The 12,290-nt window shown below is 66.4% G+C and carries 14 protein-coding genes; 11 read left to right on the plus strand and 3 right to left on the minus strand.

The window, feature by feature from the left end; genetic code table 11:
- Positions 1 to 158: 158 nt before the first annotated feature.
- From BMX36_RS17100 to BMX36_RS17110, 3 genes are read left to right on the plus strand one after another with little or no spacing between them, the layout of a single operon-like run.
- Positions 159 to 1,955 carry a DUF885 domain-containing protein gene (locus BMX36_RS17100; RefSeq protein ID WP_256210859.1) on the plus strand — a complete coding sequence of 599 codons (1,797 nt, stop codon included), beginning with the start codon at positions 159 to 161 and terminating at the stop codon, positions 1,953 to 1,955.
- Positions 1,952 to 2,191 (plus strand): DUF3311 domain-containing protein, encoded by a 240-nt coding sequence (locus BMX36_RS17105; RefSeq protein WP_093067439.1) that lies wholly within the window; start codon positions 1,952 to 1,954, stop codon positions 2,189 to 2,191. The genes BMX36_RS17100 and BMX36_RS17105 overlap by 4 nt, the downstream gene beginning before the upstream one ends.
- Positions 2,188 to 3,642 carry a sodium:solute symporter family protein gene (locus tag BMX36_RS17110; RefSeq protein WP_093067442.1) on the plus strand — a complete coding sequence of 485 codons (1,455 nt, stop codon included), beginning with the start codon at positions 2,188 to 2,190 and terminating at the stop codon, positions 3,640 to 3,642. The genes BMX36_RS17105 and BMX36_RS17110 overlap by 4 nt, the downstream gene beginning before the upstream one ends.
- 242 nt (positions 3,643 to 3,884) lie before the next feature.
- On the opposite strand, the gene BMX36_RS17115 is transcribed toward BMX36_RS17110, so the two are convergent.
- Positions 3,885 to 4,787 carry a LysR family transcriptional regulator gene (locus tag BMX36_RS17115; RefSeq protein WP_093067445.1) on the minus strand — a complete coding sequence of 301 codons (903 nt, stop codon included), beginning with the start codon at positions 4,785 to 4,787 and terminating at the stop codon, positions 3,885 to 3,887.
- Between the two features lie 146 nt (positions 4,788 to 4,933).
- Between BMX36_RS17115 and BMX36_RS17120 the strand changes: the two genes are divergently transcribed.
- The 7 genes from BMX36_RS17120 to BMX36_RS17150 all read left to right on the plus strand — a co-directional run bounded on the left by BMX36_RS17120 (position 4,934) and on the right by BMX36_RS17150 (position 10,398).
- Complete coding sequence (locus BMX36_RS17120; protein WP_093067448.1) at positions 4,934 to 5,854, plus strand: dihydrodipicolinate synthase family protein; 921 nt, start codon at positions 4,934 to 4,936, stop codon at positions 5,852 to 5,854.
- Positions 5,855 to 5,859: 5 nt separating this feature from the next.
- On the plus strand, positions 5,860 to 7,032 hold the full coding sequence (locus BMX36_RS17125) for an NAD(P)/FAD-dependent oxidoreductase (RefSeq protein WP_093067450.1): 1,173 nt from the start codon (positions 5,860 to 5,862) through the stop codon (positions 7,030 to 7,032).
- On the plus strand, positions 7,029 to 7,304 hold the full coding sequence (locus BMX36_RS17130) for a 2Fe-2S iron-sulfur cluster-binding protein (RefSeq protein ID WP_093067453.1): 276 nt from the start codon (positions 7,029 to 7,031) through the stop codon (positions 7,302 to 7,304). Before BMX36_RS17125 ends, BMX36_RS17130 begins: the two co-directional genes overlap by 4 nt.
- Positions 7,297 to 8,646 carry an FAD/NAD(P)-dependent oxidoreductase gene (locus BMX36_RS17135; RefSeq protein ID WP_177179201.1) on the plus strand — a complete coding sequence of 450 codons (1,350 nt, stop codon included), beginning with the start codon at positions 7,297 to 7,299 and terminating at the stop codon, positions 8,644 to 8,646. The genes BMX36_RS17130 and BMX36_RS17135 overlap by 8 nt, the downstream gene beginning before the upstream one ends.
- A 108-nt stretch (positions 8,647 to 8,754) precedes the next feature.
- A complete protein-coding gene (locus BMX36_RS17140; RefSeq protein WP_093067570.1) occupies positions 8,755 to 9,243 on the plus strand; it encodes a VOC family protein in 489 nt (162 codons plus the stop codon).
- 13 nt (positions 9,244 to 9,256) lie between these two features.
- Positions 9,257 to 9,661 carry a RidA family protein gene (locus BMX36_RS17145; protein ID WP_093067458.1) on the plus strand — a complete coding sequence of 135 codons (405 nt, stop codon included), beginning with the start codon at positions 9,257 to 9,259 and terminating at the stop codon, positions 9,659 to 9,661.
- A 365-nt stretch (positions 9,662 to 10,026) separates the two neighbouring features.
- Positions 10,027 to 10,398, plus strand: a complete 372-nt coding sequence (locus BMX36_RS17150; protein WP_177179202.1) for a MarR family winged helix-turn-helix transcriptional regulator — start codon at positions 10,027 to 10,029, stop codon at positions 10,396 to 10,398.
- 227 nt (positions 10,399 to 10,625) lie between these two features.
- Here the strand turns inward: BMX36_RS17150 and BMX36_RS17155 are convergent, their stop codons facing one another.
- Positions 10,626 to 11,249, minus strand: coding sequence for a cupin domain-containing protein (locus BMX36_RS17155; protein ID WP_093067461.1), 624 nt, complete (start codon positions 11,247 to 11,249; stop codon positions 10,626 to 10,628).
- Between the two features lie 159 nt (positions 11,250 to 11,408).
- Positions 11,409 to 11,633, minus strand: a complete 225-nt coding sequence (locus tag BMX36_RS21380; RefSeq protein WP_218142200.1) for a hypothetical protein — start codon at positions 11,631 to 11,633, stop codon at positions 11,409 to 11,411.
- A 260-nt stretch (positions 11,634 to 11,893) separates the two neighbouring features.
- Here BMX36_RS21380 and BMX36_RS21385 point away from each other — a divergent pair, with 260 nt between their 5' ends.
- Entirely contained in the window at positions 11,894 to 12,253 is a 360-nt protein-coding gene (locus tag BMX36_RS21385) for a hypothetical protein (protein WP_143058606.1), read from the plus strand.
- The last annotated feature ends 37 nt before the right edge of the window (positions 12,254 to 12,290 follow it).

Consider the following 12,290-nt stretch of genomic DNA (forward strand, 5'->3'; position numbering starts at 1 on the left):
AGCACAATTGCTTACGTCTGCGGCAACGCAGAAGCCAGAAAGTGTCCTGATTTCCTGTCGTTAGCTCCCGAATGCTCACTGCGCGCAGGTCGTCGTCCGAAAGGTTGCATTCCCGCCGCAACGCGACACGATTGGCACCAAGAAAAGGGGGCCGCACTTTGCCGAACGATCCACGCCTGCTCACACGCCGCACCACGCTCGGCCTGCTGGCGGCGAGTGCCCTTGCCCCGGCCCCGGCCTTTGCGCAGGCGGACCAGGGCGCCAGGCTGCGGGCCTTGCTGGACCGCAGCGCAGCGGCGGAGGCGGCGCTCGACCCGTTGCGCGCGGCCCGCAACGGTACCACAAGCGGCGCGCTGTTCGTTGATCCGCTAAGTGACGCTTACGAGGCGCAACTGCGCGCCGACAAGCAGCGCGACGCCGCCCAACTCGCCACCATCGATCGGACCGCGCTCGGCCCGGTGGACCGGATCGCCTATGACGTATTTGCCTACAAGACGCGGCAGATGCTCGACCTCATCACCACCGGGCTGTTTGCCGTGCAGCGCATGGCGCCGCTCAACCCGTCCTTCGGGTTGCACGTCGAATTCCCTGACTTCCTCGCCGGCGCCAAATACGAGAGCGCTGCCGACTATGACGACACGCTGGCCCGGTTCGATGGCTTTGTCGGCTATATGAACAGCAACGTCGCGCGATTGAAGCAGGGCCTCGCTGCTGGGCAGGTGCAGCCGAAGATCATCGTCACCAACGTGCTGGCGCAGGTCGACGCCATGCTTGCGCTGCCGATCGAGCGAAGCCCGTTCTGGACCGGCATTACACGCCTGCCCGACACGATGCCGGCCGCCGAACGCACCCGCATCACCAATGCCTTTCGCCAGGCGATCGGGGACAAGGTGTATCCCGCCTATCGCCACTGGGCGACCTACCTGCGCGACACCTATCTGCCCCGCGCGCTCGAAGCGCCCGGCCGCAGCGCGATGAAGGACGGCGCGCGGCTCTACGCCTGGGAGCTACAGCGCCATACGACGACCAGGCGCAGTGCCGACGACATTCACACGCTTGGCCTCTCCGAAGTCGCGCGCATCCGCGCCGAGATGGAGAAGGTCCGCGCGAAAGTTGGTTTCACAGGCGATCTCAAAGCGTTCTTCGAGCACATTCGCACCGACCCTCAATATTATTACAAGACACCCGACGAACTGCTCGCCCGCTTCAAGGCGATCGAGGCGAAGATCTGGCCCGGCATTCCAAGGCTGTTCCACGATCGCCCCAAGGCGCCGTTCGAGGTTCGCCCGCTGCCGGCGCTCGGCGACCAGCGCGGCACCGGCTATTACCGGCCCGGTCCGCCCGACGGCGTCTCGCCGGGCGTGCTCTATTTCAACATGTCGATGCTGAACACGCGGCCGATTCCCACGCTGGAAACGCTGACGCTGCACGAGGGCATTCCCGGCCACCATTTCCAGCTCACGCTCGCGATCGAGAATGCGGCGCTGCCGCCGCTGCTGCGGCACGGCCAGGCCACCGCTTATACCGAAGGCTGGGGGCTGTATTCAGAATCGCTCGGGCCGGAACTCGGCATGTTCGGCGATCCGATGCAATTGTTCGGGCACCTCGACATGGAAATGCTGCGCGCCGTGCGGCTGGTGGTCGACACCGGCCTCCACGCCAAGAGCTGGGGCCGGCAACAGGCGATCGACTACATGCTCGACAACACCTCCATGGCGCCGCGCGACGTGGCGGTCGAGATCGACCGCTACATCGCCTATCCGGGCCAGGCCTGTGCGTACAAGATCGGCGAACTCAAGTTCCGCGAGTTGCGCGAAGCCGCGACCGCGAAGCTCGGGGCGAAGTTCGACGTGCGCGATTATCACCGGCAGGTGCTGAACACCGGCGCGCTGCCGATGGACGTGCTTGACGCCAAGATCCGCGGCTGGATCGCTGCCGGCGGCGGCCCGGCGTGACCGCCCGAAAGATCGCCCGAAAGGTCGCACGCCCGCACCGCTGGCTGCTGCTGATCCCGTTCCTCTGGCAGGTCGGCTGCATCCCGCTCGTCAATGACGTCGCATGGCGCCCCTTTTCGCTGCCCTTCCCGATGGTCTGGCAGATGGCGGGGATCATCGTCACCTCGATCGTGATCGCCACGGTCTTCGCGATCGACCGCAAGAACCCCGAGTTCGCACAGGATGACGCGGCATGATCCTCGCCCTCACCCTTGCCGTCGTCCTCGGCACCATGGCCGGCGCATTGCTGTCCGCGCGGCGGCAGGCGAAGGCGCGCACACTCACCGAATGGGCCGTCGGCGGGCGCAAGTTCGGCGTGCTGATCTTCTGGTTCCTTAACGCCGGGGAGATCTACACCACCTTTGCCGTGCTCGGCATTTCAGGTTTCGCCTGGGCCTATGGTGCGCCCGCCTATCTGGCGCTCACCTCCGTCTCGCTGTCCGCCACGATCGGCTATTGGCTGATGCCGCTGATCTGGAACGCCGGGCGGAGGCACGGCCTGGTGACTCAGGCCGATTTCTTCGCCGCGCATTATCGTGCGACCTGGCTCGGCGTCGTTGTCGGCCTAGCGGGGATCGCGGCGCTGATCGTCTATGTCCAGATCCAGATCGTCGCGCTCAGCCTCATCGTCCGCATGACGCTTGGGCCCGAGGTATCGCCCGCGCTGTCCGCGATCATCGCCGCCGTCTTCATGCTCGGCTTCGTCTTCTTCGCCGGCCTGCGCTCCGCCGCCTTTGCTGCCGGGGTGAAGGACGTGCTGATGGTGCTGATCGTCATCGGCCTGTGCGCGAGCGTGGCAAGCAAGGTCGGCGCGGCCTCGATGCTGGATGTCTACCGCCTCGCGCAGGACAGCTTTCCCGGCATCGGCAGACTGCCGGGGCTGCAGCCGGGCGCGGCGCTGAGCCAGGTGTGGCTGATGACCTCCGCGCTCAATGTCGCGCTCGGCAACTGGATCCTGCCGCATCTGTTCCAATTGTGCTTTTCGGCCGGCAGCGAGGCGACGATCCGCCGTAACGCCATCTGGCAGCCGATCTATTCGCTATCCTATTTCTTCATCATCCTGCTCGGCTTCGCGGCATTGCTCGCGGGAACGCAGCCGGCGGGCGGCGACACCAATGCAGTGCTGCTGCAATTCGTCGCCGATCGCTATCCGGCCTGGGTGGTGGGCATCTTCGCCGGCACCGCCTGCCTGCTGGCGCTGGTGCCGGGATCGGTGCTGTTGCTGACGGCCGGGTCGATCTTCAGCCGCAACGTGCTGCTGCCGCTCCGGCCGGCTCTGTCGGAGCGCGCGACCCTGCTCGCCTCGCGGCTGTCGATGATCGGTTTTGCCGCCGCGGCGGTGTATCTGACGCTCGGCGGCTCCAAGTCGCTCGTCGAGATCGGCCTGTCCGCTTATGCCGCGATCGGCATGCTCGCGCCGGGCGTGTACGCCGCGTTCCTGTGGCCGCGCGCGAATGCCAGAGGCGTGTTCCTCGGCATCGTGGCGGGCTATTGCGCGCTTCTGCTTCCGCAGGCGCAGGAGCTATGGAAGGCATTGCTGCCCGGATGGGAGCCGGGGCTGATCGCGATGGCGGTCAACGCCGCGGTGATGGTGGCGGCGTGCCTCGCGCTGCCGGAGCGGCGAGCCAGGGCATTGGTCACTACTTAACCGCTTCTCCTCGTCATGCCGGCCGCAGTGCCGGCATCCACCGGGCCGCATATCCTCATGCGGGCGGTTTGCGAGCGGGTGGATGCCGGGACAAGCCCGGCATGACGGGTAAATTTTGGTTTCAGCTACAACCCGTTGCCCTAGCCTGTCGAAGGGCGTGCCACCGGCGACACCGCTCGGGGCACGTGCTTCGACAGGCTCAGCATGAGGGGGAGAGGGCGAGTCCCTCCGCCCTTCCCGCCTCAGCTCCAGCTCCAGCTCTTCAGCTTCGCCTCGATCACCGCCAATAGCCGCGCCGGCGCCCCGTCGAGCTGTCGCCCGAGCCGATGGATCAGGCTGACCGTGCTATGCTCGATCGCATCGTCGATCAGCGGCCGGGCGACCAGCGACCCCTCCTCCAGCTCGGCGATGGCGGAAATGCGCGGCAGCACCGTTACCGCTCGCCCGCCCTTGGCGATTTCGCGCATCATCGCGATCGATGTCGTCACCAGCCGCGGCTCCAGGCACACCTGCGCGCGCTTCTGCGCATCGTTCAGCGTCGCGCGAATGCGGAAGCCGCCCGGCGGCAGGCACATTTCGAACGTGGCCAGATCGGCGACGGTCAACGCCTCCATCGCCGCTGCCGGATGATCGGGCGCGCACAAGACCAGCAACGGCTGCGCCACCGCCGCCCGCGTGCGGATCTTGGGCTCGCTGGTGGTCGACAGGATCATGCCGATATGCGCCTCGTCCTCGATCACCATGCGGATGATCTCGGCGCTGGGGCAGCTGGTGACCGACACGGCGATCCCAGGGTTCTTCGCCTGGAACGCCTCGATCATCGCGGTGAACGGCGGCCCGAAGAATCCCTCGCCGATCGCCAGGTCGACCCGCCCGGTCTTGACCTCGCGCAGCTCCTGGATCTGGTTCAGCAGCCCCTCGCGCCCGGCCAGCTGGTTCTTGTGATATTCATAGGCGAGCTGCCCCGCCTCGGTCAGCCGGATCGAGCGCCGCCCCCGCTCGATCAGCGGCACTCCCAGCTCATATTCGAGCTGCGCGATCTGCCGGCTGATCGAGGATACCGCGACGCCGATCTTGTCGCTGGCCAGACGCATCGATCCAAGGTTCGCCGCTTCATAGAAATACTGAAGTGCACCGTCCCACATGATTCACCCCCCGGTGATGTGACAGAATGAAGACTGACATAAGTTGCGCGGATCGCAACATGATTCGCGCTTCGTTGCCCTTGTTGCGACATTCGCTTCCCCGTTACGGCTATCGGAAGGGCAATCGCCCGCGGGGAAGGGAACCGATGAACAAGCGATCGCGCGCGGATTGGCGTGGCTATATACCCGCAATCACCACGCCCTTTGATGCGGAACGCAATCTGGACCTGAAGGCGCTGGGCGGCTTGCTCGAATGGCTGCACGGCGAGGGGATGCATGGCCTGCTGATCGCCGGCACCACCGGCGAATGGCCCAGCCTTTCGGACCCGGAACGTGCCGAACTGTTCGCTGCCGCCGGTGCGCAGCTCAAGGGCAAGCTGCCGCTGTTGGCCGGCTGTACCGCCTATACGCCGCGCCAGGTGCTGGCGCTTGCCGATCATGCCGCGGCGAGCGGCTTCGACGGGATCGTGGTCACCCCGCCGCCCTACTACAAGCCGTCGGACGAGGAGATCCTGGGCTTCTACGCCGATCTCTCCGCCGCCACGCCGCTGCCGATCTGCGTCTACAACTGGCCACCGGGCACCGGGATCGACATGCCGCTCGACCTGCTGAAGCGGATCGCGGCGCTGGAGAATGTCGTCGCGATCAAACAGTCGACCAGCAACCTGCGCCGCTTCATCGACACCTTCTTCGCGCTCAACGACGAGGTGCGCGTGTTCGGTCATTCGATGGACGAACACGGCCTCACATTCCTGCGCGCGCATGGCGGCGACGGCACGATGGGCGCGGGCGCGGTGCTCGGCCGCACCCATCCCGATTTCTACAACAAGCTATGGGCGGGCGACGTGGAGGGCGCACGCGCCTGCGGTCGCCAGGATCGGGTGATCCTCGATCAATGGTACACGCCCGAACTGGTCGGCCGCTTCGGCTCCGGCCCGGCGATCCTGAAGGCGGCGCTCAATGCGCAAGGGTTGCCCGGCGGCTATGTCCGCGCGCCGCTCCGCGATGTGTCGGCGGAGGATGCGGAAATAATCCGGGAGACTCTGGTCGAACTCGGGCGCATCTAGGCTCCATGGACCGGGCGGACGTGGCGATCATCGGTGGCGGGCTGATCGGCTGCGCCACCGCCTGGCGCCTGGCGCTCGCTGGCGCGTCGGTGGTTTTACTGGAGGCCGGTGACGTCAACACCGGCGCCTCGGGCCAGAATGCCGGCTCGCTCCACTTCCAGATCGAGCGTCGCTTTCTCGAAAACGGCGATGCGCTGGCCGACCAGGCCGCCGGCATCGTCGCGCTCAGCCGGCTTGCGGTCGAGGACTGGCGCGGGATCGAGCGGGAGCTTGGCGCCAGGCTCCACGTCGCCATGAAGGGCGGGCTGATGGTCGCGGAAACGCCTGAACAGGTGGCGCTGCTGGAGCGCAAGGCGGATCGCGAGCGGCGCGAGGGGCTATCGGTCGAAACAGTCGACGGCGCCATTGCCCGCACCCATGCGCCCTATCTGTCGGAGTGCATTCTCGCCGCCAACCTCGCGCGCGACGAAGGTCATGCCGATCCCAAGGCAATCACGCCCGCGCTGGCCGCCGCGGCACGCGCGGCTGGCGCCGAGCTGCGCATGCACACGCCAGTCGCCACCATCGCCCGGCACGGTGCCGGCTTCCGGCTCGGCGGCAGCGGCTGGTCGTTTGCCGCCGATCGCGTGCTCGTCGCGGCAGGGGCGTGGACGGCGCCGCTGTGCGCCCGCGCGAACCTCCACATGCCGCTCTATCCCGTCGCATTGCTGATGAACGCCACGGTGCGCACCGCGCCGCTGGTGTCGCACCTCGTTCAGCACGTCGGCCGCCGCCTGTCGCTGAAACAGACCTATGCCGGCAATCTGCTGATCGGCGGCGGCTGGCCCTCGCGCCTCGCTCAGAACGCCGGCGGCTTCGACCTGTCGCGCAAGGCCTCGCTGATCCCGGACTCGCTCACCGGCAACCTGCGCGCCGCGACCGACACGGTGCCGGCCATTGCCGGGCTTGATCTGCTGCGCAGCTGGACGGGCGTCACCGCCATCTCCGCCGATCAGCTTCCGATCGTCGGCGAAGTGCCGCGCATGCCCGGGCTGTACGTTGCGGCGGGCGGATCGGCCTTCACCCTCGGCCTTACCTTCGCCCGTCTGCTCGCCGGCGCGATGAGCGGGCAGTCGGTTCCCGAGCTCGCGATCGTCTCGCCCGCCCGGTTCGAGCATCTGAACGGGTTCATGGGGTGAGCGCGCGACGCACCTCCGCCGAAGCCTCGACGGTCACGCTGATCGTCGATGGCGAGCCGCTGGTCGCCGCCGCGGGTGAAACGATCGCCGCCGCGATGCTCGCGGGTGGGCGCATCGCCTTTCGCCGCGACACGCAGGGGCGCCCGCGTGGCCTGTTCTGCAACATGGGCAGTTGCGGCGAATGCACCGTCACGCTCGCGCGCAGCGGCCGCCGTGTTCGCGCTTGCCTGGTCGAAGCGACCGACGGGCTGGAGCTCACGACCCTTGGCTGACCCCCTCTCCCTCGACGTCGCGATCATCGGCGGCGGCCCCGCCGGCCAGGCCGCGGCGCTGGTGCTCGCGGCTCACGACGTGTCGATCGCGGTGATCGACGAACAACCGCGCCCCGGTGGCCAGATCCTTCGCCAGCCGCCGCGCCGCGGTGCGGACTGGCTGCCGGGCCGCAGTTATGCCGCGCTCAAGCACCAGCTCTGCCGCTTCGAGGCGCTCGACGGCATCGCGTGGCTCGGCGGCCGATCGGTGCTCGATTGCCAGCCCGGCCGCCTGCTCGTCCACGGGCCGGACGGCACGCAGGCGATCGCCGCCAGGCACATCCTGATCGCTTCGGGGTGCCAGGATCTTGCCGTGCCGCTCCCCGGCTGGACGCTGCCCGGCGTCTATGCCGCAGGCGGGATCCAGGCTTTGCTCAAGAGCCAGCACATCCTGGCCGGCGAGCGGATCCTGCTCGCCGGCACGCACCCGCTGCAGCTCGTCATCGCCGAACAGATCATTCACGCCGGCGGCAGCGTCGCGGCGGTGCTGTTCGCCCAGCCGCAGCGCGCAATGCTCGCCCCCTTGCTCCGTGCGCCCGCGACGGCGGTGCGCCGCGCGCGCGATCTTCTCGCCGGGGGCGGCGCCATGCGCACGCTGCGCCGCGCCGGCGTGCCCGTCCACTTCGGCACCGGCCTTGCTCGCGTCATCGGCACCGACCAGGTCGAGGCCGCCGAAACCAGCGCCCGCACGATCGCCTGCGATGCGATCGGCCTGTGCTATGGCTTCGTGCCGCAATCCGTCCTTCCCCGCATGGCCGGCGCGCAGGTCGTCGCGGCCGGGCCGGCAGGCGGCTGGCGCGCCACGCATGACGCCTGGATGCGCGCCTCGACACCCGGCATCCATGTCGCGGGCGAAGTAACCGGTGTTGCCGGCGCGGAAGCGGCGCGGGCGGCAGGCACCATCGCCGGGCTGGGCATCGCGCTCGACCTTGGTCTGGTCACGCCCGCCGCCGCCGAGACCGCCGCCCGCCCCGCCCGCCGCGCACTCGCGCAGCACCGCGCCTTCGCTTCGATGCTCGACGCCGTCGCGGACCCGCGCGCCTACCTGCCCGGGCCGGAGCCCGACACGTTGATCTGCCGCTGCGAGGATGTGCCGCTCGCCCCGATTGAGCAGGCTGTCGCGACCGGCGCCTCGGCCAACGCCGTCAAGCTCGCCACGCGTTGCGGCATGGGCCTGTGCCAGGGGCGCAATTGCGAGCCCACGCTGCTGCGCCTTCTGGCCGACGCAGGCCGACCTGGCGACCCAGGCTTCACCGCGCGCTTTCCCGCCCGCCCGGTCGCGATCGGCGACCTTCTCGCCTGAGTGCCGGGCCTGACCGTTGCAACCGAGGCAACGATGTTTGCGCCGCCGCCGAATTGCCTGCGCGCCGCCGCCCCCGCACACTGGCGCCTCATCCTCAAGGAGTTTGCCATGAGCGCCGCGCCGCCCAAGCCCCGCTTCCTCTCGGTCGACCATATCTCCTGGACGGTGCCCGACCTGGACGTCGCCGTCGCCTTCTACCGCGACGTGATCGGTGCCGAGGAGCTGTTCCGCATGGGGCCGATGGACGCCGCCGACATCCCGCTGGACGATCAGGGCCGCGACTGGATGGAAACGCATGTCGGCGTCCCCGGCGCCCGGCTCACGCTGGTGATGATGAAGCTCACCGACAACATGAACTTCCAGCTGGTCCAGTACGACAAGCCTGTCGACCGCCGCCAGGATCTGCCGCGCAATTGCGATCGCGGCGGGCATCACCTCGGCCTCAAGGTCGACGATGTCGAGGCCGCGATCGCCTATCTCACCGCGCACGGCTGCACCGCGTCGGAGATCATCCACATCGATGCCGGCCCGCTCGCCGGCAAGAAGAATGTCTATGTGCTCGATCCCTTCGGGCACCAGCTCGAAATCGTCGACTGAAGGAGACCGCCCGATGGCCAATACCAAGATCAACCCCGCCGGCCTCTACGATGCGGTCGGCTACGGCTTCTCGCACGCCAGCCTGCAGGCGGGCGGCCGCACGCTCCACCTCGCGGGGCAGGTGGCGTGGGACAAGGACGGGAATGTCGTCGGCGCCGGCGATCTCGCCGCACAGACCGCTCAGGCGCTCGCCAACCTCAAGGCCGTCCTCGAAGAAGCCGGCGCGACGCCTGCCGACGTCGTGCGGCTGCGCACCTATGTCGTCGATCACAGCCCCGACAAGCTCGGCCCCGTGCTGGGCGCGATCGGCGCCTTCTACGGCGATGCGATGCCGGCCCCCAACACCTTCATCGGCGTCGCCGCGCTCGCGCTGCCTGATTTCCTGGTCGAGATCGAGGCGACCGCCGCGCTCGACTGACACGCCTTTGCCGCCACGATCCAGCGCCCGCGCCGCTCCCCGGCGCGGGCGTTTTCTTGCTCCCGTGTCATCAGCCTGCCGCACGAATCCACTAACGCAGAGATCAGAAATTACGTGCAAAAGCACATGCCTTCGGCTAATTTCCGGCTCCGTGTCGAAGCCGTCGCGTCCTGCGCCGGGCCGGCGGCTTGATCGGGAAAGAAGTTCCCGCCTAAGCTTTCAGCAATGGCGGCCAGAGAAGCCGGGGCATGGCAGAGGATCGAATGGAAAACCGCAGTAGCTATGACCCGAACAGCCCGAGTTTCCGGCTGGAGAATTCGCCCTTCTACTTGATTGCTCACGCCGACTTCAAATATCATGAGGATATGGACAAGGTGCTGCACAAGCACGGCGTGTCCAAACCCATTTATCGCATCCTCACCGTGCTGCGCGAACGCGCACCCGCCTCGATCGGCACGATCGCAGAAGCCGCGCTGACCAAGCGCTCCACGGTCAGCCGGATCATCGACCGCATGGTCGAACAGGGCCTCGTCACCACCGAGCCCAATGCCGACGACAACCGCATCACCGACGTGACGCTGAGCCCCGCGGGCCAGCAGATGCTGCGCAAGCTGACCCCCATCGTCGGCCGCCAGTTCGACCGCGCCATGGAAGGCATCAGCAACCGCGACATCGCCCACCTGCTGCGCACCTTGCACAAGATCGGCGCGAATTTGAGCAAGCTGCCGATCGAGTAAAGCGGGCGGGTACGCCCATCATTCCCTCCATGCGCCAGCATGATGGAGGGAACGCCACGGGCGCTACCCTCCGCCGCCTTCCCCTCCACTCCGCTTTCCGGACGCGCTCCTCTTGCGCTGCCCGGAGACCACGGATCCCCGCCTGCGCGAGGATGGTGAAAGGGTATCTGCTGGCGAATAGCCGTCTCAGCCGATTCCACCGTCCGGGATCGCCGCCTAGCGGATGTTCAGCGACAGAAATCGCTGCCTTTCCAATCGTCGTTCAGGCGCATCCAGGGCTCGCCCGCAGGTGCCAGGATCAGCACGAGGCTGCGGCGCCCTTTTGGTGCCGCCTGCAGGTGTGCGCCACCCGGCACGATATAGCTTTCACCGGCCTTGATGACGCGCCGATCGGTCGGGCTCTGCGTGCATTGCTCACCGTCGATAACGTAGAAGCCCTCGGGCCCGGAGTGGCTGTGCACGCGCGTGCGCATGCCGGCCGGGAACCATGATTCCATGAACCGGGCCGTGATTGGCTTTCCCTTTGTCGAATGAAATGGCCCCGCGACATGATGCGGCGGCAATGACCTGACGACTTTCTGCGCAGACAGGACGTACAGCCACCAGCGGTCATGAGCCTGCACGGCGACGCTCCAGGCGCGCCCTCTACCAAGCCGATGTGCGTCCGCTTCGTTCCTGGCGGGAACGATGTGCCAGTAGAGCGTCGCGGGAGGCGAGCCGAGCGAGATCTCCGTGCTCAGGAAGCAGCCCGACTTCCCCCTGTTCTCGGCCGCAGGCTCGGTGCAGCCACCGGGAACAGGCGGCACCTGCTGTGAGATCATGGCTGCGAGGAGCGCGAAACCTTCGAGCATGGCGATCTCCCTCGACGCTGCGCCAACAAGATCTCACTCTACCTCAATGCCCGCAATGGTCGCTTTCCCGCCAACTCCGGGCGCCCGTGGTCGCCGGAAAGCTGAGAGAAACAGGCCGGGCTGAAGACGCCGGCTTGCGGACGTTGCGCCACTTCCGGTTCAGCGCTCACGCCCCGTTACGTTGACAATCTTGAAACCTGCCATTTGCAGCGCGTAGATTACACCAGCGACGCAACGCCAAGGAACTTCCGCCATGTCCTGTTCGACATAGGCGCGTTGTGCGGACTTTACCGCTGAACGACCGAGAACCAGCAATTCATCCGTCGTAACTTTTTCCCCTCCAACCTCGATGTTGCAGGCGGAGGCAGACCCCCGAATGGTCACGCCAAACGGCGTCGGGGCTGTTCGGCCTACACACGCCGGGGTGGCAAGCGGAGCAGCAACAAGCATAGCCAATCGGAGCGCTTGAAACATCCATCAACGATGCCGAAGCCGTGCTCGCTTGACAATGACCGCATCCACCACGTTCCGGGCGTCTATGAATACCGCCGACGATCCCGAATGCTGCCGGGCTGAAAACGCCCAAGGGCGGACGAACGCAGCCGCTGACTCTATTGTAAATACTAGAAAGGAGGAAAATACCGATGATAGACTTTTCCGATGATGACTTTGAGATTCTACAGAAAGGGAATCCGTTTCTTAAATCGTCTGAATTAGCGTATAACCTTGTTCTTCTACTAGGACCTTTCAACGCTTTCGAGGCTCGTGCGGTCGCGGCTTATGAGAGTGAAGATTTGACTTGCCGCCGTGAAGTTGCAAAATTTATCGATAGAAATGATTTCTCCCTAACAGGGAAACAGAGGGCACGACAAAACTTGTTCTATAACATGCTTTACTTTGATGATATGCTGAATTGGGACAGTTATAATGCGATAAGCGAAAGTGTTTCCCAAGCGGGTGCGGAAGGAGACGCGATCGAAAGGGTTTTAAAGAGCTACATCTAGATACGATCCGGCGATGCGCGATGATCGAGCAAATGTC

The organism is Sphingomonas sp. OV641, from assembly GCF_900109205.1.
Classification (GTDB): Bacteria; Pseudomonadota; Alphaproteobacteria; order Sphingomonadales; family Sphingomonadaceae; genus Sphingomonas.